The organism is Kordia sp. (assembly GCF_022447245.1).
In the GTDB taxonomy this organism is placed as follows: domain Bacteria; phylum Bacteroidota; class Bacteroidia; order Flavobacteriales; family Flavobacteriaceae; genus Kordia.
On the sequence record NZ_JAKVBC010000003.1, the window covers coordinates 73,301 to 94,748 of the forward strand.

Below are 21,448 nucleotides of genomic sequence, written 5' to 3' on the forward strand. Positions count from 1 at the left end.
AAAAGTTTCTTTTTCTTCTTAAGTCTCATTTAAAAAAGAAATTCATCAAGAAACATAAGAATTTCATAAAATTTAGAGGTAACAATTTTGAAGTTTATGCACTTGGTAATAATATTAACTTAAAAACTTTTAAAATGAAAAAAAGTAAATTGAAAAATCTTGCATTAAGCAAAAAAACAGTTTCTAGTTTAACAACAAAAGTATTAGGAGGCGCTGCAGCGAGTAGCAAAAGTTTCCGTTTGGCTGATTGCCCTGCTCCAGTAACTCAAAGACAAACTTGCCAATATTCTTGCGAGAAGAAAAGTTGTTATTGCATGGACTAAATGCTTAAAAGCGAACTTCGGTTCGCTTTTTACTTTACGTAATAAAAATAAAAAATTCTTCTAACAAATTACTGATCTAAAAGCATTGCAAACTACCTGTATAGCTGGAGATTGCTTCGTTATAAGCTTGATTCATTTGTTTGGTAAAAGCGATATTCTCAGAAACCACAATTTCATATATTGTATTTACTCTTAACACTGCATATTCTTTGACTTTTATAAAGTCATCTAGTGCATTTTGATGCACTCCCATTTTTATTAAAATCAACCCTTTTTGATTGTGTATTCTACTTAATGAAAGTGTATTGTTGATTGATTTTGCTTAGGTTATAGCATTTTCAAGGTCTTTTAGTACTGCTTTATCTTGAGTTAATAACAATTTACTATATGCTCTTTTTGACAACGCATCAATTATATTGTTTGTGTCATTTTTTTGCACTGCATTTTTACAGGCAGCAGCAATATAGATGTCTGTTTTTGCTAGTTGTGTCTATTGATTGTTTCAAAATACTTCGCTAAAAGTTCTTTGTACGATTTTGTCATCAATGAATCTGTTTGCCTAAACGTTGGAATTATTCCGAAAAGGCAGAGAAATAGAATACAGATTTTGAAAATTTAGGAACAGAAATACCGCTTAAAATTGAACATAGTATGGTTTTGAAGTATAATTACAAGATAAACAAACTTCTTATACAAACATGCAGAATTTTAGATTCGCTATTTCAAATTCTCTAAAATAAAATCTACCGTTTTATTGGTATTGTTGTTTACAATGTATGAATCCGTGATGTGTTTTGAATCAACAGCAAATCCATTTTTCGCTAATGATTCAATGTTTTCAAGATAATTTAATGAAATTTTACCACGCAATAATGGCTTCATATCTTTTCCAGATTTGTGGTAATCGTATACTTTTTTTAATCCAGTGAGATATAAGTAGTCTTTGGTAAATCCACCACCACGATGTGCCCTAGTAGATATATTAAATGCAGTTTCACGATCTAAATCGTAGGTATTTACAAACAAGCGGAATGTTTTGGAGAATGAATATCCTTTTGCCAAACTATCTACTGCAATCACGCGATATGCTAATTCTTTTAAGCGCTTTACCGTCAAATTGTTACTCATATATTCTGAAAAAACAGCCAAACCTTCCTGAGTTTCTTCATAGTTAGGAAAACCATTTGCAAATATTTTAAGTGGATGTAACAATCCGTTCATGGTCGTTACCATGTGTACTCCAATTTCATGATTGGTCAATACGGCAATTTCATTTTTAGAAAAAATATGCTTCTCATTGATCACCAGCGTTTTGATGTTGTTCAACACCATTGCAATGGCACTCATGTCCTTAGAAAACTTGATTTGATATGAAAAATCATATTGTTTTGAATATTCTCGGAACAATTCTTCTGTCTTTTGAGCACTATATTTTGGTTGAAATTGTGTATCACTTTCATCCTCTTCATCAAAATGCAGAATAAATTTCGCATTTTCTACATCTTGTTCGGTTGGCGTTCCAAAAGAACGCAAACTATTGTAGTAAAATTTACGCTTTGTTCCTATAGTTTCTATGCACTGAATTAGTCCTGAATACGCATAAATTATATCTTCATAAAGTGCTCTGGTAGATTCATCTTCAATTTTCTCAATAGGCTGTTCAAAAAGTTCTCTATGCAAATGAAAACGATCAAAATCTATTTTTGGGTAGACAAATTTAGGATCGGTAAGGTATTTTGATTGGAAGAATTTTTGTTTTTCTTCCTCCATATTTATCGGATTGACATAACTTAGCAACTCCACTTTCTTTACTAAGTCATCAATATTTTTATCTATTTCAAAAAGCACTTTACTCGCTACATTGATATCATTCATTCGTACTATGTTCTTTTCTTAGCTATGTTTTTGGAAAAAGTCATCTGCATGTTGTGGAACAAGCGTTTTTAGGGCTTCTTCTAAGGCAGATACAACTTCGGGGAACATGATTTGATTAATTTCGTCGCAATATATCTTTTTTACTTCAGTTGCCAAAACTAAGGTGTTGCTAAAATGCTGTGTAATAAATTTTAAAAAGTATCCATTTCCTTGAAACGTATCATTTATTTTAGAAGAGGAAGCAATTCCGTTTGGCAATTTGATTTCTGAAAGCATTGTACGCCAAGATTCAATAAGTTCACCAAAACGCTCATTATCAACATTTCCTGTTCCTAAATTGAAGGTTGGCACTTCTCGCTCCCAACGTTTCCAATTGTATGAATGCATATCATATACAACGCAAACACCAAATTTTTCTTCCAGTTTTGCAATTAACACATGTACAACTTTATAAAAGTTAGCATGTTTATCCAAACTCTTCTGTTTCATGTCGGCTGGCGGTGGAGAATGCCATAATTGTTTTCCCCATGCATCTTCATAAATAGCACTTTCTGGCGCGCGATTTAAGTCATATTCAAAACGAGAATCCATTCCGGCAATGACAATGGGATGTGTTTGTACCATTTCTTTAGTTGCAGGATCTTCTTCAAACCAGCGTTCATATTCGGTATGAATACAATTCTCCCAAAGTTCACGTCTAAATTGATGTCCATCATGTACCGCTCCACAAGCATAAGGTACATATTTGCCAATTTTTATCGTAAAAGAATAATCGGCTGAAACAGCTTCAAATAGCTCTTCTTGTTGAATTTTTGAAATGATTTCGTCAATGGTTAGTCTTTTCATACATCTATTACTTATGTTATACTATTGGTCGTTTTGATCTAAATAATTTTATGTCAGCACATTTATATTCATACTCATATTGATTTTCCACTTTAAAATCAATTTTATAATCATAATCATACAATGCCAATAAATTATCCATTTCTTTTTTTTTGAGATTTGACTACACTGTGAGCATTTGTGTATTTGATATAAGGTGTAAAGGCATATCCTATAAATCCCATTCCAAAGGAAATTCCAATTAGACTTCCCGTAGAAATCCAACCTGCTTCAAATAATTTTTGTGTAAAATAAATATCTGCTAAAATGATCGCAACTCCAACAATTGAATACAAAATTAAATGCCTTATTACTTTAGATTTTTGTTCTTGTAAGTCCTTGTCTTCTAAGTTTATTTTTGCAATCTCCTCTTTAGCGTTTTCATCAAATTCAATTTTAGGGCATTTTCTAATAAAATCTGCTTTTTCATGTGTAATTCCACATAAATTACCAGTTGTAAAGTCAAACTTTTTATGCTCACAAAAAGTACAATGCCTAGAAATTTCCACGTATTCTTATTTAATAGTTATGAGTTTGATACTTTTTTTAACAATATAGGCTCCTTTTTGATCTCGAGAAACCTGCACATCTGCTGTATACTCTAAGTTATTCTTTTTTAGTAATGATTCCAACTCTCGAAGTTTTTTTTCATGAATATCAATTTGCTTTTTGCATTGTTGTATAGGTCTAAAAGCTATGGCCAATAAAATTCCTCCCGCAGCAATTGTTGCTTGAAATATTGGAAATGTTGTCCATTCAGCCGAACTTCCATACGCACCTAAGCCAATAATTGCAAGTGCAATGATTCCCAATGTGCTTCCTTTTATAAGTAATTCTCTTTGTTTTAGTTTGAGTTTCTCTATTTCCACAAGGTTATTGAGGACTTCTACACTAAAATATTCTTTATCTTCTTTCTCCATTATACTATGTGGTAGTTATGAATCATTATGATGATTTAATTATTCTTTATACAAACTTCCCCATTCCGTCCATGAACCATCATATACACTGTATTTTTTAAAACCTACATGTTCCGCAGCTAATGCTAAAATACAAGCGGTAATTCCTGATCCACAAGAAAATATAAATGATGAATCGTCTTTATGAAATGATTCAAAAATATCTAGAAGCGCTGTTTTTAGTTTGAATGTATGATTGTGCAAAAGTTTGGAATATGGAAGGTTATGTGACGTTGGAATTTGTCCACTTCGTAAACCTTTTCTTGGTTCTGAAATTTTTCCTGTAAATCTTCCTTCTGAGCGTGCATCAAGAATTGTACTTTTGGTGTTGTTTATTTCTTGAAGCATTTCTGAATAATTCCTAAAGAGATATAGATGATCTTTTCCTTGAAAGTTTCCCTTATTTCCTCGATATGTTTTTTTACTTTCTAGCAGATAGTTTTCCGCTTTCCATGCGGGAAATCCGCCATCTAAGACTGCAATATTGTCAAATCCCATTGCTTTGAACATATACCAAACTCTAGGTGAGGCATAAATCCCCAATTCATCGTATACAACAATAGCGCTTTCTTGATTGATTCCTAGTGCTTGGGCTTTTTCAGTAAACGCTTCTACAGAAATCATCGTGTTTGGAAATGGAGCATCTATAACGCTGAATACTTTTTTTATGTCAAAAAAACGTGCATTTGGAATTTGAGTAGTTTCTGCAGCTTTATCAGCATCTACAACTCTTGATATTGTACCATTTAAAACAATAAGATTGGTTGCATGAATATGTTCTTGCAACCAATCTACAGATACTATTGAATTTGTAATTTGTAGTAGCATTAGGCGTCATCAACAGCTTTACGCAATCGTACGCGTCGGTCAAATGCTTGTAATTTATCGACAACTTTACTTTCTATAAAATCGATTACTTTTTCCTGTACTTTCGCTTTGTACACTTTATTGATATAGGTAATTCCTCCTGGAGACATTACATTAACTTCTACTAATTTTCCACCAATCACATCAATTCCGACAAAATAGAGTCCATCATTCACTAATTTTGGACCAATTTGTTTACACAAGGCTTTTTCTGCTTTCGTAAGCGAGTGTTTTTGCACACTTCCGCCAGCACTGACATTGGATCTATGATCATCGGAACCTGGTACGCGTTTCATAGCTCCAATTGGCTCGCCATTTAGCAACAAAATACGAACATCTCCTTGATCTGCTCCTTCGATATAATCTTGAAGAATTACATAATTTGACGTTCCATCGCTATTTGTTATATAGAAATCTAACAACGATTTAATATTGTTCATCGCCGATTTTTCTATTAAAATAACTCCAGAACCTCCAAAGCCATTCAAAGGTTTCAAAATCATTTTATCCGCTTTCGATTCTTTAATTTGCTGAACTAAATAGTCTTTATTTTTAGAAACATGCGTATTTGGAATAATGTTACTATGTGCATCTCCAAAAGCTGCTGTATAAAGCTTATTGTTAGCTTCTCGCATTCCTTGAAGTGAGTTTACAATAAAGACATCATCTTTTACAGAATCAAGAAAATTAAGCATGATTGGGTCAAGTGGCGGATTTGCTCGCATAAAAATTACATCAAATCCTGCTAATGGCAACATTTCTTCTCTCAATTGTGCTTTTGAATAAAATGATTTTAAGGTACTGGGCACTTTATCCATTCGGGCGATTACATTACAAAAAGCATTGGTAACACTATCTCTAATCGTTAAATTAGATGGTGTACACATGGCTACTCCATGTCCTCGTTTAACACATTCTTTAATTAAAGCTAAACTTGTATCGTTTTCTGGATCAATATCTTCCCAAGGATACATTAAAAAACAGATATTCATTGCGATATTTTTTTGGTTGGTTTTTGGTTCTTTTAAAAATATATAAAATAGTTGGTTTTTACACTATGATTCTTTTGATTGATAATTATCGTCCCAATTTTTAGGTTTTGGATCGTGTAATTTGTCTAAAGATTTTGCTACAACCATTGATACAGTAGCGTCTCCAGTAACATTAATCACCGTTCTACACATATCTAAAGGTCTATCAATCGCAAAGATCAAAGCGAGTCCGATTGGTAATAGTGTCGGATCAAACCCTACAGATTCTAATACTATTACCAACATTACCATTCCTGCACTTGGTACAGCGGCACTCCCGATAGAAGCCAACAGCGCAGTAAATACAATGATTAACTGAACTTGAAAATTGATATCTTCAGGGGTAAGTACTTGCATGATGAATACTGCTGCAATTGCCTGATATAAACTTGTTCCATCCATATTTACAGTTGCACCAACAGGCAAAACAAACCCAGAGACTTCTTTATCAACTCCAATATGTTCTTCTACTCTTTCCATGGTTACAGGTAATGTTGCTGCACTGGAACTAGTTGAAAATGCTAACAATTGTGCTGGACTGATTTGTTTTAAAAACCATAATGGTGATTTTTTTGTGTACACACTGACAACTGCTAAGTAAAAAACAACCATTAAAATCAATCCTCCAACAACACATAATCCATAAGATAAAAGTTTCATTAGAATTTCAGGGTCATCAAAGGCTACTATTACATTTGCTAAGAGTGCAAAAACGGCGTATGGGGCGAATAACATAATTAAATCTACCATTTTCATAACAATCTCATTCAAGGAGTCGAATATGTCAATCATAGGTTTGGCTTTGTTTTCTGGAATGAGCAACAAACAAATACCTAAAAATAATGCAAAGAAAATGATTTGAAGCATTTTAGCTTCTCCCAAAGCTTTAAAAATATTTTTTGGAAAAATATCAACTAGTGGTTGTAATGGACCAGCATCTTTTTGAGCTGCGGCTTTCACCAGCTTATCATTTACACCATCGGAATCCGCATATTTTTCTTTTATTTTTTCAATTGTTTCTTTGGGCATTCCTGTTCCTGGTTGTACAGTGTTTACGATACCTAAACCGATAATAATTGCAACTAAAGTCGTTATTACATAGATTCCAATAGTTCGCAAACCCATTTTTTTGATTTTGGCAATATCCTTCAAATCAGATATCCCTTTAATGAGTGATGCTAAAATCAAAGGAACAGCAATTAATTTAAGTAAATTGATAAAAATGGTTCCAAAAGGTTTTATCCAGCTACTAATAAAATGTTCTGCTTTTGTTACTTCTACATTCTTAGCTTTGATTTCTTTAATGGTGGTCACCACTTCTCCATTGATAATTTCTTGAACGATTTGCTGAGAAGCAGGAATTTCTTTTAAAACTACTTTTTCACTTCCCCAAGAAGTTGACAGTAAGATGAAGGCAAAAATTACGCCTAATGTCATTCCTATCAAAATTTTCCAATGTAATGCCATTTTTTTCATGTAGCTCGTTTTGTGTTAGGTTATCTTGTTGTTATTTTTGAATGGTTCTATTGAGTAAGTAATAATCGGCTAATACCAATGCTGCCATTGCTTCCACAATTGGTACGGCTCTTGGTACTACGCATGGATCATGACGTCCTTTTCCTGTCATTTCTACAATTTCACCATCTTTATTAATCGTGTCTTGAGATTGCATAATGGTTGCCACAGGTTTAAACGCCACATTGAAGTAAATGTCCATTCCGTTGCTGATTCCTCCTTGAATTCCACCAGAAAGATTGGTTTTTGTGCTTCCATCAGCATTGAATATATCATTGTGCTCACTTCCTTTCATTTTTGCACCTTCAAATCCACTTCCATATTCAAAACCTTTTACAGCATTAATCGACAACATAGCTTTTCCTAATTCTGCATGTAATTTATCAAATACAGGTTCTCCTAGGCCAGTAGGAACATTTTGAATTACACACATCACAGTTCCTCCAATGGTATCACCTTCTTTACGTATTTGACGAATTCGTTCTTCCATTTCTGCAGCTTTCGCAGCATCAGGACTACGTACAGGATTGCTTTCTGTCAAAGAAAAATCCAATTCATGATAAGGCGTATCCAAGCTAATTTCTCCTACCGAAGATACAAAAGCGTTTATTTTTATATCGGAAAGTAACTGTTTTGCAATGGCTCCAGCTACGACTCTACAAGCCGTTTCGCGTGCTGAACTTCTTCCGCCACCTCTATAATCGCGATGTCCGTATTTTTGATCGTAAACATAATCGGCATGTGATGGACGATATGTTTCTTTTATATGTGAATAATCGTGTGATTTTTGATTTGTGTTGTGAATTGCAAACCCAATAGGAACTCCCGTAGTTTTTCCTTCAAAGATTCCAGAATAAAAGGAAACTTCATCTGGTTCTTTTCGTTGTGTAACAATTGCTGATTGCCCTGGTTTTCTACGATTCATCTCATGTTGAATCATTTCTAAATCCAATTCCAATCCAGCCGGACAACCGTCAATAACTCCTCCAATTGCGCTTCCATGTGATTCTCCAAAAGTGGTCAATTTGAATAGAGATCCAAAAGTATTACCTGCCATAGTATTTTTTTATCAAATGTAAATTTAAACTAACAGATTTAAAAACCCAACAAATGCTTAAAATTAACTTAACATTTGACAGATCGCCTTCATAAATTATTAACATTCAACCTACTAAGCTTAACGCTAGTTTTTCATAATTTTTTCTTGTTTGTTTTTTATTTGTAGCATTGTAAGAATAGCCCATGAAAAAACGAAAAATAGATCTTGTTGTGATTTCCGATGTTCACTTAGGAACGTTTGGTTGTCACGCTAACGAACTGCTAGCCTACCTAAACAGTATTGATCCAAAAAAAGTGATTTTGAATGGTGATATTATTGATATTTGGCAATTTAGAAAGCGTTATTTTCCAAAACCGCATTTACAAATTATTAAAAAGCTAATTGACTTCACTACAAAGGGTGTAGAAGTGATTTATATTACTGGAAACCACGATGAATCTTTGCGTCGTTTTTCCGATACAAAAGTTGGTAATTTTTCTTTGGTTGATAAATTGGTATTGGAGTTAAATGGAGAAAAAGCATGGTTTTTCCATGGAGATGTATTTGACACCTCTATTCAAAATGCAAAATGGATTGCAAAATTAGGTGGAATAGGTTATGATTTATTAATCCGTTTGAACCGAATAATTAACTGGTTTTTATTGAAACTAGGTCGTGAAAAATACTCGCTTTCTAAAAAGATAAAAAACAGTGTAAAGAAAGCTGTAAAATATATAAGTGATTTTGAAGAAGTTGCTGCCGACTTGGCAATTGACAATGGATATCAATATGTAGTTTGTGGACATATCCATCAACCACAAATGGAGAAGAAAACCAATAAAAAAGGTTCCTGTATTTACTTAAATTCAGGTGATTGGATCGAAAATTTAACTGCTTTAGAATATCATAAGAATCGTTGGAAACTATATCGTCATTCAGAAGATCGCTTGACCGCTTTTTACGCAGACGAAGAGCTAAAATCCATGGACTATAAGGATTTGCTAGCTGCGATTACCATTGTGAAAGATCTGAAATAAGCTTGTATAGCACTACTTTAGACTTGATTCGAATTAGTTAAATATACTTAGATTTTAAGTGATTTACCTGAAGTCTTCCTCACTTTTAGAAGCTTTTCAGCTAAGAAAATTGTAGTTTTGATGACATATTTAAAAACTCATTAAATTAAAAGAATTCGAACAATGGATCTTAATCTGAATCAACTTAAAACAGAGATTTATGATAATTGTTCTTCCGAAATTTCAAACTTCACAATTGAATCAGAAGGTAAAGAATACTACGCTTCTCGATTTCAGCTTAATGGACTAAACATTTTAAGTAGAAACGCTAAAATAACACCAAAAAAAGTTGGACAGTTTGTAACTTTTTGGAAACGAAACGAGCATGGAATAACTGCTCCTTTTGAAACATCTGATTGTATTGACTTTTATATTGTAAACGTTCGAACTGAAAATCATTTTGGACAATTTGTCTTCTCAAAAGCGATACTTATCAAAAAAGGAATTATTTCAACTGGAAAGAAAGAAGGAAAAAGAGGTTTTCTAGTCTATCCTAAATGGGATATTCCAAACAATAAACATGCTGAACAAACTCAGAAATGGCAATTGGATTATTTTTATGAAATAAACACTACTACAGACTTAAAAAGAGTATCAGAGCTATACGGAGTTGGATAACTACTCATGATCTTCACTCTGATTACCAATATTTATGTGAAGACGAAAATAATTCCTAATTTACCCAAAATTCGGATTCAATAGCACAATGAAAAATTCAAAGAAGAAAAGCTTTAAACAATATGTTTTATTCTCACTAGGAGAACTTATTTTGATCATTGCAGGTATTCTCATTGCAATGAATATTAATAATTGGAATGAAAAACGTATTTCCCTGAAAAAAGCTAACGTATATATCGATAAAATCAGAAAAGATTTGGCTGTAGACACTTCCTTTTTTGAATATGCCATTAAAAGAATTGATTTAAAAATTGATTATAAAAAAAGTCTGTTCAACCAAGATAGTCTAACTAAATTTTCCACGATACAAATACAAGGAATAGTTGCAACTGGAACCAATAATATTTCTATTAATAACAATGCATACAAAAAAATGATAGAATCAGGTATTGTAACTTTGGAAGAAAAGAAGTTTTTATTCGAAAGATTAGATGCTTATTATACTATTTTCAGTAATTACTTGAACGAATTTAATAGATGGGAAGAAAAATATGCCTCTAGGGATTCAGATTTTTGGGTATATCAAAATCGCTATGAGACAACATATTTCGATTCTATACAACCCATTGTAAATGTTGAAGAAAACCGCAAAAAATTACTAAACATAGTGAACTCAGTAGAAGGTAGAAATTATATTAACATGTCTATTGTTCGCGAACAACAAATGAAGGATATCTATACCAAAGGTAAAAAAAGAGCTAAAAGATTAATCAAACAAATTGATTCTCTTCAAAACTAAAGTAATCTATAGTAAAGCACGTCTCAGCACTGTAATCGGATGTAAAGCATCTTTATCAGTTCCATCTTTAATTTGATGTCTGCAACTTGTTCCATTGGCGGCTATAATTGTATCGGATTCTGCTGCTCTTACTGCTGGAAATAACGACTGCTCTCCTACTTTCATACTAACTTCATAATGCTCTTTTTCATATCCGAATGAACCTGCCATTCCACAGCAACCCGAAGCAATAATTGTTGGTTTGTAGTTTTTTGGAAGATTCAAAATGTCATACGTACACTTTTGATTGGATAATGATTTTTGATAACAATGTACATGAATTTTGATGCTTTTTGCTTCTTCTGTAAATGCTTCCGAAGTAATTTCTCCTGCTTTGATTTCTGCAGCTAAGAATTCCTCTAGCAAATAGGTGTGTTTTGCAATGCTTTTTGCCGCTTCTTTATCATCTGCTAAACGAATATATTCATCTCGAAATGTAAGTATTGCTGAAGGTTCTATTCCTACTAAAACAGCATTTTCGTTGATCCGATTTTTAAAAATCATTACATTCTTATTAGCAACTTTTTTTGCTTCTAACAAGAACCCTTTTGATATGAAAGTTCGTCCACTCTCTGCATGCGAAATATGTTTGATTTCATATCCTAATTTAGATAATACAATTAGAGCGTCTTGTCCTATATCAGATTCTAAATAATTGGTGAATTCATCACTAAAAATGTATACTTTTTTAGATTTAAAAAAACTACTATTTAATTGATTTATTGATTTTTGAATTATACTATTTAAAGTTTTTATTGAATTTACAGGAAGTGTGCGTTTTTGTGCTACTCCTAGTCGTTTTTTTATAATTTTAGATGTAAAACTATTTGTTTTTACAAAATTAGAAAGCACTGGAAATGTACTTGCCAAACGATTGGATTTCGTAGAAAATGCAAAGGCTTTATCCCGAAAACTTGGCTTATTAGATTTGTAATATTGATGCAAAAATTCTGCCTTTAAAGCAGCCACATCTACATTGCTTGGACATTCACTCGCACAAGCTTTACAACTTAAACACAGATCAAAAACTTCCTTTAATTCTTTATGATCAAATTTGTTTTCCTTTTCGGATAATGTTAGAAACTCTCGCAATGCATTGGCTCTTGCACGTGTTGTATCTTTTTCATTAGTTGTAGCTCGATAACTTGGACACATAGCTCCCGAAAATGAAGCTGGTTTTCTACAATCACCAGAACCATTACACTTTTCTGCTGCACGTAAAATTCCTTGACTATCGGAGAAATCATATAAAGTATCTATTGTTGGTTCTGTACGATCAATTTCATAGCGAAGCGAAGTATCCATTTTTGCCGCATCTACTATTTTTCCTGGATTGAAGATATTATTTGGATCAAAAACTGCTTTGACTTCTTTTAGTAATTCATAATTCTTCTCTCCTATCATTATTGGAATGAACTCTGCTCGTACAATTCCATCACCGTGTTCACCACTAAACGAACCGTTGTATTTTTTAACCAGTTTAGCAACATCGTGTGTTATTTTTCGAAACAACACAACATCTTCTTTCTTTTTTAGGTTCAATATTGGACGTAAGTGTAATTCTCCTGCTCCTGCATGTGCATAATATACAGCTCTCTGTTTGTAGCCATCCATAAGTTGTGTAAATTCAGCTATATAATCTGCTAAATCTTCCAATGCAACTGCTGTATCTTCAATGCAGGCTACTGCTTTTTTATCACCAATAATATTTCCTAACAAACCTAAACCCGCTTTGCGTAATTCCATCGCTTTGGCAATTTCTTCACCTTTTAAAACTGGATAATGGTAGCTTTTTCCTTCTTGTTCAAGTGACGCAATTAAAGCTTTTGTTTGTATTTGTAAGTTTTCTGTTGAATTTGATCGTAATTCGAGTAATAAAATCGCTTGAGGATCGTCTTTTACAAAGAATCTGTTTTTGGCTTGCGCCAGATTTGACTTTGTACAATCCAAAATAATTTTATCCATCATTTCACAGGTGTACAAATTATGTTCCATCGTCAACGAAACTGATTGCAAACAATCTTCTATGCTTTTATAATGAGCAGCTACCACGCAACTTTCTGTTGGTGGCAATTCGTCCAATTGCAACGTTATTTTAGTAGTAAAGGCTAATGTTCCTTCACTTCCAGATAATAATTTACACATATTGAAGGTATCACCATCTACTGAAAAAGGTTTGGACTTTAGCAATTCGTCAATCGCATAACCTGTATTACGTCTGTGAATAGCGTCTTTTGGAAATTCTGACCTAATTTCATGTTGGTTTCCTTCATCAGAAAGCATCTCATACACTTTTTGATAAATGCTGCCTTCAAGCGTCTCTAAGCTGCGTTTTTGATGAAATACTTCCGTAGTAATATCTCCAAAAGTCACTTCACTTCCATCCGATAGTATTACGTCCTTTGCAATGACTTTATCACGCGTCACGCGATATTTTATAGATGTTGTGCCCGAAGAATTATTTCCAACCATTCCTCCAATCATACAACGATTAGACGTGGAAGTGTTAGGTCCAAAAAACAAATCAGTTGCTTTTAAATGATTGTTGAGTGCATCACGAACAACTCCTGGCTGCACCGTAACAGTTTTTGCAACAGTATCAACATGCAAAATTTCTGTAAAATATTTTGAAACATCTACCACAATTCCTTCTCCTACACATTGTCCTGCTAAGGAAGTTCCTGCTGTTCTTGGAATCAGTGAAGTATGATTTGTTTTTGCAAAATCAATAAGAGTTACTAAATCCGTAGTATCCTTAGGGTATGCAACGGCGAGCGGAAGTTTACGATATACAGATGCGTCAGTTGCATATAGGATTCTGTGTAAATCATCATAAAAAATGGTACCTGAAAAGGTATTTTTCAACTGCTCCAATTTCGCCTTCATGCTGGTGTTATTGATATTGTGTGTAATTTTGCAGCAATATAAACTTATTTTTTAAGTTATAAATAACAAACAAGCACCCTGTAACAATAAGATATTAACATGTGAAATTAATTAAATAAGACTACACATTTTAGGAATGGTATGGTTGTTGGTTTGGTTCATCAAATGAAATTAAAAATATAAACTATTTAAGCATGAAAAAACTATTGATTTTAGGAGTTCTATTTCTAGGATATACAGCTTCTGCTCAGCAAATTTCAGATAACGCAATTGGTTTACGAATTGGTGGAAATAACGGATTTGGTACTGAAATTTCATATCAAAGAGCATTATGGGACAACAATCGATTGGAATTAGATTTGGGCTGGAAAGACAACGATGATTATGATGCGTATAAAATTACTGGATTGTACCAATGGGTTTGGAATATTGATGGTGGATTTAACTGGTACGCTGGCGCTGGTGGTGGAGTTGGAAGTTGGAATAGCAATCGCAATTTGACAAATGATGGCTTTTACGCATTCTTAGCGGGTGACGTTGGTATTGAATATAATTTTGACTTTCCATTACAACTTTCACTAGATGTACGTCCCGAAATTGGTTTTGACGATGGATTTAATGACGACTTAGATTTGGATTTAGCGCTTGGCGTACGCTATCAATTCTAATTTTTCTAGGGTAATTCTTTGCATTTGGTTAAATTTGCGCGTTTAACTTTTAAAATTATTCAACAAAAATGTATTTAAACGTGAAGAAAGTATTTGTGATTACTTGTATTATTGGGACGTTATTGTTTTCCGCTTGTGATAAAAAGACACAAAACTCGGCAGATGGATATACAATAGAAACTACAATTAACGGACTTCCTGATGGTGTTCGTGCATTTTTGAAAGTACCAAATGAAAAAGGTGTTCCGCAACCAAAAGATACTGCTGTAATACAAAATGGAAAATTTACATTTACAGGAAAATTAGAGCATCCTGAATTAGGGTTTATTTATATAAATGGTGCAGAAGGGAATGTAAACTTACTTTTAGAAAATGCAACCATCACGATTGACGCTAATAAGGACAACTTGTCAACTTCTAAAGTTTCTGGAGGAAAACACAACCAAGAATATGTAGATTTTGTCGAAGATTCAAAGGCACTATCTGAAAAAGTACAAAAAATAAGAGCACGCTATCAAAAAGCAGTCACTACAAGAGATACTGCTGTTATTAATGCTGCAAAGAAACAAGTTGCTGATTTAGACAAGCAAGCAGTTGAATATCAGGAAAAGTATGTATTAGATCATCCAGATTCATATATTTCTGTAATGTTGGTAAACCGTATGTTGCGTAGTAAATTGACAACTGCTAAAAAAGCAAAGCAATTTTTTGATGCACTTCCTGATGACATGAAGAAAACACGCGTAGCACAAGATTTATTTATAAAATCAACAGAAATGTTGCGATCTACTTTAGGTTCCGTAGCTACAAACTTTTCAGCACCAAATCCGGAAGGAAAAAAGATTTCTTTAGATGAAGTAAAGAGTAAAGTCACTATCATTGATTTTTGGGCTTCTTGGTGTGGACCTTGCCGTAGAGAGAATCCGAATGTGGTAAAGATTTACGAAAAGTATCATAAAGATGGATTAGAGATAATAGGAGTTTCTTTAGACGGACGTCCTAACCAAAATAACGCTAGAGAGGATTGGCTACGTGCTATTAAAACAGATGGTTTACAATGGCCACAGGTTTCTAACTTAGATGGATTTAGAGATGCCATTGCCCGTACCTATAATGTTCGTTCTATTCCTGCTACATTTATCTTAAATGAAAAAGGTGAAATTGTAGAAAAGAATTTACGTGGAGCCTCATTAGAAGCAAAAATTAAAGAATTACTCGGAAAGTAAATATAATTCCGAATTATATGAAAGCTGATTTTCAAGAAGTTAGTTTTTTATTCAAAAAAACGCATATTTTTTATTTGCACGGTTCAAAAACTATGGTATATTTGCAACCGCAATAAAGCAAAAAAGCGTTGGGGAGATACTCAAGCGGCCAACGAGGACAGACTGTAAATCTGTTGGTTTTTACCTTCGCAGGTTCGAATCCTGCTCTCCCCACATAACAAAAAATCCGCACGAAAGTGTGGATTTTTTTGTTTTTGGAAAATTTGAAGCAACGCTTCAAGAATTTGGAAAAAGCAAAAAATACAATGCGTAGCCTTAGGGTTTTCTATTTGCAGCAGCGCGGAAAAGGATTATCAAATAATCCTGCCCTCCCCATATCAAGCAAGAAACCACGTCAACTGACGTGGTTTTTTGTTTTTTCAAGCGTTTTGAAAACTTGTTTCAAGATAAATTTTAAGAGCGATTTTTTATTCTAAAAGTGTAAGCGTTCGTTTCAGCAATAATTTTAAATCAAAAATATTTTTTTTGTCTTCTAAAGAAAAAGAACTTACAATTCCGCTTTCGCTTGCATACATAATTCGTATATCTTTTGTTACTTCAACATCTACATCCTGATCTTCTATAATTATTTCAGAAATCTCGATAGGCTTTCCTTCTACATCAAGAGAATCTTTGAATTGCTCTCTAATCACCTTTTCTGTATCTTTTCGCATCGCTTCTTTAATTCCATCATTCAATATCTCTGATGAATGAATAAATTCATAATTCTCTCCTACTTTAAAAACTCCATATTTCCTCACTTGTTTGGAGGGATGTCCCATTGGATCATTTTTTGGAATTGTATCCTTATTATAATATTGATATGAAATTTCTTTTTTATAAAATCCAAAAATAGAATTGATATCCTTTTGATAAATGCGTGTTACAGAAAACGTCCCTTCATTTAATTGTTGTTCTAATGAAGAAATTAACTCTGATAAATTTGAGCCATTTGAAAATTTTCGTTTTGCCTTTTTTATATTTTTTTGAATTTTCGTGTTCACTTCTTCTTCATTCGTAATACTAAATTCTGCTTTAGCAATATTTAAGTAAATCTCACTTTTTACACCATTTAAAAGTACACTTTCCAAATCAGTTTTATCAAACTTGTCTAAATAGATTGTAGCATTTACAAAATCACCTTTAGTTTCCCCAAATTTGAAATTCAAATGATAATTCGTAGTATCTTTTTCCTCTGGTGTATGATTTATTTCATTCACCTTATAGGTCAACTTTTGTCCTTTTTTAAAAATTGGAATAATTTGAGCCGTAGAATCTTGTTCATTCGTAATTACTTGTGCTGACATGCTATAACAAAGTATACATGCAATTAAGATAAGTGTAGTTTTCATATTCATAATAATTAGTTTTGAACAAAGTAAATATTTTTTTCTAAATTATACCAAAGGGAAAATTCCCCTTTTTTAGTGTCTGTATTAGATTTTACCGAGCTTTGTCATCACAAACAAAGCAATAATTGGAATTGCCATAAATACCACAATTTCTGTTTCTTGTACAAGTATATTTGGGCGAAGTATTAGCGTTATCACAAATCCAGCTACAGCGCCACCAAAATGCGCATCATGCCCTATATTTCCTACGCGTTTTTTCATTCCATAAATAGAAAATATTAAGTAGCATATTCCAACGATATACGCTTTTACAGGAAAGGGAATAAACATGATATACAAGCTGTTATTAGGGAATAGTAAGATAGAAGCGTATAATACTCCAGAAACAGCTCCACTGGCTCCTAAAGCACTGTAATGCGGCTCATTTCGATGAAAATAATAGGAAAGTATATTCCCTAGTAGCAAACTAGCAACATAAATAAGTAAAAAATATTGCGCTCCCAAAGTGAAAATTACACTATTGGCAAAAAAGTACAAGGTAAGCATGTTAAATACCAAATGCATGACATCTGCATGCAAAAATCCAGAAGTCATCATTCGGTAATGTTGACCATTGTCAATAGCACTGATATTGAATAAATACTTTCTTATAAATGAATCATCATCAAATCCTTTGATTGATGGTAAAACGTTTGCCAAAATTATTCCAATCGTTATGGGTTCTAAATTCATCATAAATTAGCCTTTATTAAGTGCCAAATATAGCTATATTTGTGAAAATTTAGTATTCCTATGCAGCTTATTGCGTTCATTTTTATTTATCCTATACTTTGGTTGATTTCTATTTTACCTTTTCCGCTACTCTACTTATTTTCTGACTTTTGCAATTTTATTATATATCGCCTAATCGGCTACCGAAAAAAAGTTGTACGTGGGAATTTGGCGTTGGTTTTTCCAGAAAAGAGTGATGCCGATCGTTTGAAGATTGAAAAGAAATATTACAGTCTTTTGTGTGATATGTTTTTGGAAATGATTAAATCACTTAGCATTTCTAAAAAATCTATGCGTAAACGTTTTGTGTTTTCTGATCTTGAATTAATTACAGAATACGAAAAACAAGGAAAAAGTATCCTTCTAATCTCTGGACATTATGCTAATTGGGAATGGATGAATATTATGAACGAATACGTTTCACATAAAGGATTCGGGATTTATAAAAGGCTTACCAATAAATATTTTGACAAACTTGTTCGTAAGATTCGTGAAAAAACCGATGCTACACTGATTACAACAAAAGAAACTTTTAAGACCATAAAAAAAAATGAAGATAATGGTTTGCTGGGTATTTATTATATGGTGAGCGACCAATCACCAAAGCCTTTAGCACATTATTATTGGACAGATTTTATGAATATTACCGTTCCTTGTTTTGATGGACCAGAAATAATAGCACGTAAAGCTGATATGCCTTTCATATATTTTAGAATTGAAAAAATAAAACGAGGTCATTACCAAGGATCATTTATGGATTTGACTCCAAAAGGAATTTCAAATTACGCAAAACATGTGCCAACTGATTTATTTTACAGAGAACTAGAAAAACAAATTAGAGAAGTTCCTGAGCATTACTATTGGGTTCATAAACGCTGGAAACACCGAGATAAAGTGCCGATTGAGCATCAAAAATAAAACTACCTTTTGTATGAAACTATCAGATGTTTGATTTTCAGAAGATCAGATTGTTATCAAAGGAAATACATCTCCTTTATTTACCAGAATTCCATTGTTGATTTTAGCAATTGTTACAGCATTAGTTCCCGTTGCTGTACTTACGTATCGTGGAATTGAAGGCTTAGGTTTTCATTTTGGAATTGTTGCCATTATTATAAGTTTTGAAGCTGCTTCCTATCTTATCTTAAGAATCGTTTTGTGGAATACGCATGGAAAAGAAACACTAACTTTTACAGAGGAAGGTATTATCTATCAAGCCGATTATAAGTATTTTAAAGGTCGTGAAATTGTTGTTGCTAAATCTAAAAACATGCAATTTTCTTCTCATAATAAAGAAAAAGACACCTGTTTGTTTTCCACAGAAAATAAAGAAGCTGATATCCAAAATGTGTTGCCTATATCAAGACATCATTTACAAAAAATACAACAAGAATTTAATCAATATTACAGCAATTAAAATTGCGTTACACTACTCTACCTTCTTTTACAGCTTTGCCATCTAACCAAGCTCCAATAGCTAAACCAAAAGCCAATCCAATAGGTAAACCCAATGCTATATTTCCGAAAGCAACGCCCCAAGGCATTCCAATAGCCATTCCTATGGGTATCCATAAACTTACATAAAAACCTTTATTGACCAATTTGTGCTTTGTAATAGCTGCACTTTTGATTTTTGCTTTCTTTTTTAAGAAGTTACGACGCGTTTCTTTGTCTTCAAAACCTACCTTGTTTGGAATTGAAGCCACATACGCATCCATTTCTGCTTTAAATGCATCTAGTGCTTCTGAAGAAGCAGCATGTGTTGCCATTTTTTCTAACAATCGTTTAAAGTAAGCTGTTTCTACTTTTTTATGTAGCGACTCGTCAAAAGAAGCTGTTTTTTCATCTAAAGTTCGAAGCGTTGCGTTTTTCCAATCTGTATATGTAGTTCCTATAGCACTTTTTATTTGAATTGTATTTGATAACATGAGTAGTGTATTTTTTCTTTTCGTTACACGCTATCAAAATAGTAACGATCTAAATAAAGCATCTAGTATATTTGAATATTTTTAGATTCTTTAATTATTCTCATAAAAAAAAGCCATCCAAAATAGACGGCTTTCTTTCTAATATATTTTTTACTTCTATAAATTCGCTATCGCTGAAATCTCTTTCATAATGCGCTGTGCTAACTCATCAGCTTCTTGTTGTGATGCTGCTTCCGTATAGATTCTTATAATAGGTTCAGTGTTTGATTTACGCAAGTGTACCCAATTTTCAGGGAAATCAATTTTAACACCATCAATTGTAGTTACATTTTCGTTAGCGTACTTCTCTTCCATCGCTTTTAAAATTCCATCTACGTCTAATTCTGGCGTTAATTGAATTTTATTTTTACTCATAAAGTAACTTGGATAGCTATCACGCAATTCGCGAACAGTCATTTTCTTTTCCGCTAAATGTGTTAAGAATAAAGCCACTCCTACTAAAGAATCACGTCCGTAGTGTAATTCAGGATAAATGATTCCTCCATTTCCTTCTCCCCCAATTACTGCATTGGTATCTTTCATCTTAATCACTACGTTTACTTCTCCAACGGCACTTGCTTGGTATGTTCCACCATGTTTCTCAGTTACATCACGCAATGCTCTTGAGGATGATAAGTTCGAAACCGTGTTTCCTTTTACTTTTCCTAACACATAATCTGCGCAAGCAACCAAGGTATATTCTTCTCCAAACATTTCTCCATCATCACAAATAAATGCCAAACGATCTACATCAGGATCAACCACGACACCAAAATCAGCTTTTTCTTTTACGACAAGCTCTGAAATATCCGTCAAATGTTCTTTTAATGGTTCTGGATTATGTGGAAAATGTCCATTTGGCTCACAATACAATTCAACCACATCTACGTTTAATGCGCGTAATAGTTTTGGAATAGCAATTCCTCCTGTAGAATTCACTCCATCAACAACCACTTTAAAATTGGCTTGTTTAATGACTTCAGCGTCTACTAATGGTAAGTTTAATACTTCTTTTATATGTTTGTCAATATACGTATCATTTGGTGTCACTGTTCCTAAATCGTCTACTTCTGCAAAGTCAAAATCGTCACTTTCTGCAATTTCTAAGATCACTGCTCCATCTGCTCCATTTAAGAATTCTCCTTTATGGTTTAACAACTTTAACGCATTCCATTGTTTCGGGTTATGACTAGCTGTTAAGATGATTCCTCCATCTGCTTTTTCTAAAGGTACCGCAACTTCTACTGTTGGTGTTGTTGACAAACCTAAATCAATCACATCAATTCCTAAACCAACTAAGGTATTTACAACTAAACTCTGAATCATTTCTCCAGAAATTCGTGCATCTCTACCGATAACAACGGTTAATTTTTCTTTGTCATATTCATTTTTCAACCAAGTTCCATAAGCACTGGCAAATTTTACTGCATCAATCGGTGTTAAATTATCTCCTACATTTCCTCCAATGGTTCCACGAATCCCTGAAATTGATTTGATTAACGTCATAATATAT

Annotated in this window: 22 protein-coding genes and 1 tRNA gene; 9 read left to right on the forward strand and 14 right to left on the reverse strand. The window is 33.1% G+C overall.

Translation table 11 applies throughout. The annotated features are described in order from the left end of the window. The first annotated feature begins 134 nt into the window (after positions 1 to 134). Positions 135 to 323 carry a hypothetical protein gene (locus MK119_RS03015; protein WP_290670771.1) on the forward strand — a complete coding sequence of 63 codons (189 nt, stop codon included), beginning with the start codon at positions 135 to 137 and terminating at the stop codon, positions 321 to 323. A 76-nt stretch (positions 324 to 399) separates the two neighbouring features. Here the strand turns inward: MK119_RS03015 and MK119_RS03020 are convergent, their stop codons facing one another. The 9 genes from MK119_RS03020 to aroC all read right to left on the reverse strand — a co-directional run bounded on the left by MK119_RS03020 (position 400) and on the right by aroC (position 8,512). Further along, the gene (locus MK119_RS03020; protein WP_290670772.1) at positions 400 to 576 is read right to left on the reverse strand and encodes a hypothetical protein; all 177 of its coding nucleotides are present in this window, start codon (positions 574 to 576) and stop codon (positions 400 to 402) included. A 464-nt stretch (positions 577 to 1,040) separates the two neighbouring features. Beyond that, the gene (locus MK119_RS03025) at positions 1,041 to 2,198 is read right to left on the reverse strand and encodes a tyrosine/phenylalanine carboxypeptidase domain-containing protein (protein WP_290670773.1); all 1,158 of its coding nucleotides are present in this window, start codon (positions 2,196 to 2,198) and stop codon (positions 1,041 to 1,043) included. An 18-nt stretch (positions 2,199 to 2,216) separates the two neighbouring features. Continuing rightward, on the reverse strand, positions 2,217 to 3,044 hold the full coding sequence (locus MK119_RS03030; protein ID WP_290670774.1) for an N-formylglutamate amidohydrolase: 828 nt from the start codon (positions 3,042 to 3,044) through the stop codon (positions 2,217 to 2,219). A gap of 134 nt (positions 3,045 to 3,178) precedes the next feature. Continuing rightward, positions 3,179 to 3,592 carry a hypothetical protein gene (locus MK119_RS03035; RefSeq protein ID WP_290670775.1) on the reverse strand — a complete coding sequence of 138 codons (414 nt, stop codon included), beginning with the start codon at positions 3,590 to 3,592 and terminating at the stop codon, positions 3,179 to 3,181. 6 nt (positions 3,593 to 3,598) lie between these two features. Further along, the gene (locus tag MK119_RS03040; protein ID WP_290670776.1) at positions 3,599 to 4,003 is read right to left on the reverse strand and encodes a hypothetical protein; all 405 of its coding nucleotides are present in this window, start codon (positions 4,001 to 4,003) and stop codon (positions 3,599 to 3,601) included. A 39-nt stretch (positions 4,004 to 4,042) separates the two neighbouring features. Next, a complete protein-coding gene (locus tag MK119_RS03045) occupies positions 4,043 to 4,870 on the reverse strand; it encodes a sulfurtransferase (RefSeq protein ID WP_290670777.1) in 828 nt (275 codons plus the stop codon). Beyond that, a complete protein-coding gene (gshB, locus tag MK119_RS03050) occupies positions 4,870 to 5,901 on the reverse strand; it encodes a glutathione synthase (protein ID WP_290670778.1) in 1,032 nt (343 codons plus the stop codon). Before gshB ends, MK119_RS03045 begins: the two co-directional genes overlap by 1 nt. Positions 5,902 to 5,964: 63 nt before the next feature. Next, positions 5,965 to 7,416, reverse strand: a complete 1,452-nt coding sequence (locus MK119_RS03055) for a dicarboxylate/amino acid:cation symporter (protein WP_290670779.1) — start codon at positions 7,414 to 7,416, stop codon at positions 5,965 to 5,967. A gap of 31 nt (positions 7,417 to 7,447) precedes the next feature. Continuing rightward, entirely contained in the window at positions 7,448 to 8,512 is a 1,065-nt protein-coding gene (gene aroC, locus MK119_RS03060; RefSeq protein WP_290670780.1) for a chorismate synthase, read from the reverse strand. A gap of 185 nt (positions 8,513 to 8,697) precedes the next feature. Between aroC and MK119_RS03065 the strand changes: the two genes are divergently transcribed. The 3 genes from MK119_RS03065 (at position 8,698) to MK119_RS03075 (ending at position 10,987) form a co-directional block, all read left to right on the forward strand. Further along, positions 8,698 to 9,531 (forward strand): UDP-2,3-diacylglucosamine diphosphatase, encoded by an 834-nt coding sequence (locus MK119_RS03065; protein ID WP_290670781.1) that lies wholly within the window; start codon positions 8,698 to 8,700, stop codon positions 9,529 to 9,531. Positions 9,532 to 9,693: 162 nt separating this feature from the next. Next, positions 9,694 to 10,188 (forward strand): MepB family protein, encoded by a 495-nt coding sequence (locus MK119_RS03070; protein ID WP_290670783.1) that lies wholly within the window; start codon positions 9,694 to 9,696, stop codon positions 10,186 to 10,188. Between the two features lie 88 nt (positions 10,189 to 10,276). Beyond that, complete coding sequence (locus MK119_RS03075) at positions 10,277 to 10,987, forward strand: hypothetical protein (protein WP_290670785.1); 711 nt, start codon at positions 10,277 to 10,279, stop codon at positions 10,985 to 10,987. 6 nt (positions 10,988 to 10,993) lie between these two features. On the opposite strand, the gene MK119_RS03080 is transcribed toward MK119_RS03075, so the two are convergent. Then, the gene (locus MK119_RS03080; protein ID WP_290670787.1) at positions 10,994 to 13,912 is read right to left on the reverse strand and encodes an FAD-binding and (Fe-S)-binding domain-containing protein; all 2,919 of its coding nucleotides are present in this window, start codon (positions 13,910 to 13,912) and stop codon (positions 10,994 to 10,996) included. 194 nt (positions 13,913 to 14,106) lie between these two features. On the opposite strand from MK119_RS03080, the gene MK119_RS03085 reads away from it, so the two are divergent. The 3 genes from MK119_RS03085 (at position 14,107) to MK119_RS03095 (ending at position 16,019) form a co-directional block, all read left to right on the forward strand. Next, positions 14,107 to 14,580: a hypothetical protein gene (locus MK119_RS03085; RefSeq protein WP_290670790.1), complete on the forward strand. Its 474-nt coding sequence runs from the start codon at positions 14,107 to 14,109 to the stop codon at positions 14,578 to 14,580. A gap of 80 nt (positions 14,581 to 14,660) precedes the next feature. Continuing rightward, positions 14,661 to 15,806, forward strand: coding sequence for a TlpA disulfide reductase family protein (locus tag MK119_RS03090; RefSeq protein ID WP_290670792.1), 1,146 nt, complete (start codon positions 14,661 to 14,663; stop codon positions 15,804 to 15,806). A 130-nt stretch (positions 15,807 to 15,936) separates the two neighbouring features. Then, positions 15,937 to 16,019, forward strand: a tRNA-Tyr gene (locus MK119_RS03095). Between the two features lie 254 nt (positions 16,020 to 16,273). Here the strand turns inward: MK119_RS03095 and MK119_RS03100 are convergent. Beyond that, positions 16,274 to 17,197 carry a hypothetical protein gene (locus MK119_RS03100; RefSeq protein WP_290670794.1) on the reverse strand — a complete coding sequence of 308 codons (924 nt, stop codon included), beginning with the start codon at positions 17,195 to 17,197 and terminating at the stop codon, positions 16,274 to 16,276. Positions 17,198 to 17,281: 84 nt separating this feature from the next. Continuing rightward, on the reverse strand, positions 17,282 to 17,932 hold the full coding sequence (locus tag MK119_RS03105; RefSeq protein WP_366512760.1) for a rhomboid family intramembrane serine protease: 651 nt from the start codon (positions 17,930 to 17,932) through the stop codon (positions 17,282 to 17,284). A 57-nt stretch (positions 17,933 to 17,989) separates the two neighbouring features. Here MK119_RS03105 and MK119_RS03110 point away from each other — a divergent pair, with 57 nt between their 5' ends. Continuing rightward, positions 17,990 to 18,886: a lysophospholipid acyltransferase family protein gene (locus tag MK119_RS03110; protein ID WP_290670796.1), complete on the forward strand. Its 897-nt coding sequence runs from the start codon at positions 17,990 to 17,992 to the stop codon at positions 18,884 to 18,886. A gap of 97 nt (positions 18,887 to 18,983) precedes the next feature. Then, on the forward strand, positions 18,984 to 19,385 hold the full coding sequence (locus tag MK119_RS03115) for a hypothetical protein (RefSeq protein WP_290670798.1): 402 nt from the start codon (positions 18,984 to 18,986) through the stop codon (positions 19,383 to 19,385). 7 nt (positions 19,386 to 19,392) lie between these two features. On the opposite strand, the gene MK119_RS03120 is transcribed toward MK119_RS03115, so the two are convergent. Beyond that, a complete protein-coding gene (locus tag MK119_RS03120) occupies positions 19,393 to 19,896 on the reverse strand; it encodes a hypothetical protein (RefSeq protein ID WP_290670800.1) in 504 nt (167 codons plus the stop codon). A 156-nt stretch (positions 19,897 to 20,052) separates the two neighbouring features. Beyond that, a complete protein-coding gene (gene glmM / locus MK119_RS03125) occupies positions 20,053 to 21,441 on the reverse strand; it encodes a phosphoglucosamine mutase (RefSeq protein ID WP_290670802.1) in 1,389 nt (462 codons plus the stop codon). Positions 21,442 to 21,448 lie beyond the last annotated feature (7 nt).

Coding starts and splice junctions, on each gene's coding strand:
- MK119_RS03015 (WP_290670771.1), top strand. CDS start 135: ATGAAAAAAAGTAAATTGAAAAATCTTGCATTAAGCAAAAAAACAGTT.
- MK119_RS03020 (WP_290670772.1), bottom strand. CDS start 576: ATGGGAGTGCATCAAAATGCACTAGATGACTTTATAAAAGTCAAAGAA.
- MK119_RS03025 (WP_290670773.1), bottom strand. CDS start 2,198: ATGAATGATATCAATGTAGCGAGTAAAGTGCTTTTTGAAATAGATAAA.
- MK119_RS03030 (WP_290670774.1), bottom strand. CDS start 3,044: ATGAAAAGACTAACCATTGACGAAATCATTTCAAAAATTCAACAAGAA.
- MK119_RS03040 (WP_290670776.1), bottom strand. CDS start 4,003: ATGGAGAAAGAAGATAAAGAATATTTTAGTGTAGAAGTCCTCAATAAC.
- MK119_RS03045 (WP_290670777.1), bottom strand. CDS start 4,870: ATGCTACTACAAATTACAAATTCAATAGTATCTGTAGATTGGTTGCAA.
- gshB (WP_290670778.1), bottom strand. CDS start 5,901: ATGAATATCTGTTTTTTAATGTATCCTTGGGAAGATATTGATCCAGAA.
- MK119_RS03055 (WP_290670779.1), bottom strand. CDS start 7,416: ATGAAAAAAATGGCATTACATTGGAAAATTTTGATAGGAATGACATTA.
- aroC (WP_290670780.1), bottom strand. CDS start 8,512: ATGGCAGGTAATACTTTTGGATCTCTATTCAAATTGACCACTTTTGGA.
- MK119_RS03065 (WP_290670781.1), top strand. CDS start 8,698: ATGAAAAAACGAAAAATAGATCTTGTTGTGATTTCCGATGTTCACTTA.
- MK119_RS03070 (WP_290670783.1), top strand. CDS start 9,694: ATGGATCTTAATCTGAATCAACTTAAAACAGAGATTTATGATAATTGT.
- MK119_RS03075 (WP_290670785.1), top strand. CDS start 10,277: ATGAAAAATTCAAAGAAGAAAAGCTTTAAACAATATGTTTTATTCTCA.
- MK119_RS03080 (WP_290670787.1), bottom strand. CDS start 13,912: ATGAAGGCGAAATTGGAGCAGTTGAAAAATACCTTTTCAGGTACCATT.
- MK119_RS03085 (WP_290670790.1), top strand. CDS start 14,107: ATGAAAAAACTATTGATTTTAGGAGTTCTATTTCTAGGATATACAGCT.
- MK119_RS03100 (WP_290670794.1), bottom strand. CDS start 17,197: ATGAAAACTACACTTATCTTAATTGCATGTATACTTTGTTATAGCATG.
- MK119_RS03105 (WP_366512760.1), bottom strand. CDS start 17,932: ATGATGAATTTAGAACCCATAACGATTGGAATAATTTTGGCAAACGTT.
- MK119_RS03110 (WP_290670796.1), top strand. CDS start 17,990: ATGCAGCTTATTGCGTTCATTTTTATTTATCCTATACTTTGGTTGATT.
- MK119_RS03120 (WP_290670800.1), bottom strand. CDS start 19,896: ATGTTATCAAATACAATTCAAATAAAAAGTGCTATAGGAACTACATAT.
- glmM (WP_290670802.1), bottom strand. CDS start 21,441: ATGACGTTAATCAAATCAATTTCAGGGATTCGTGGAACCATTGGAGGA.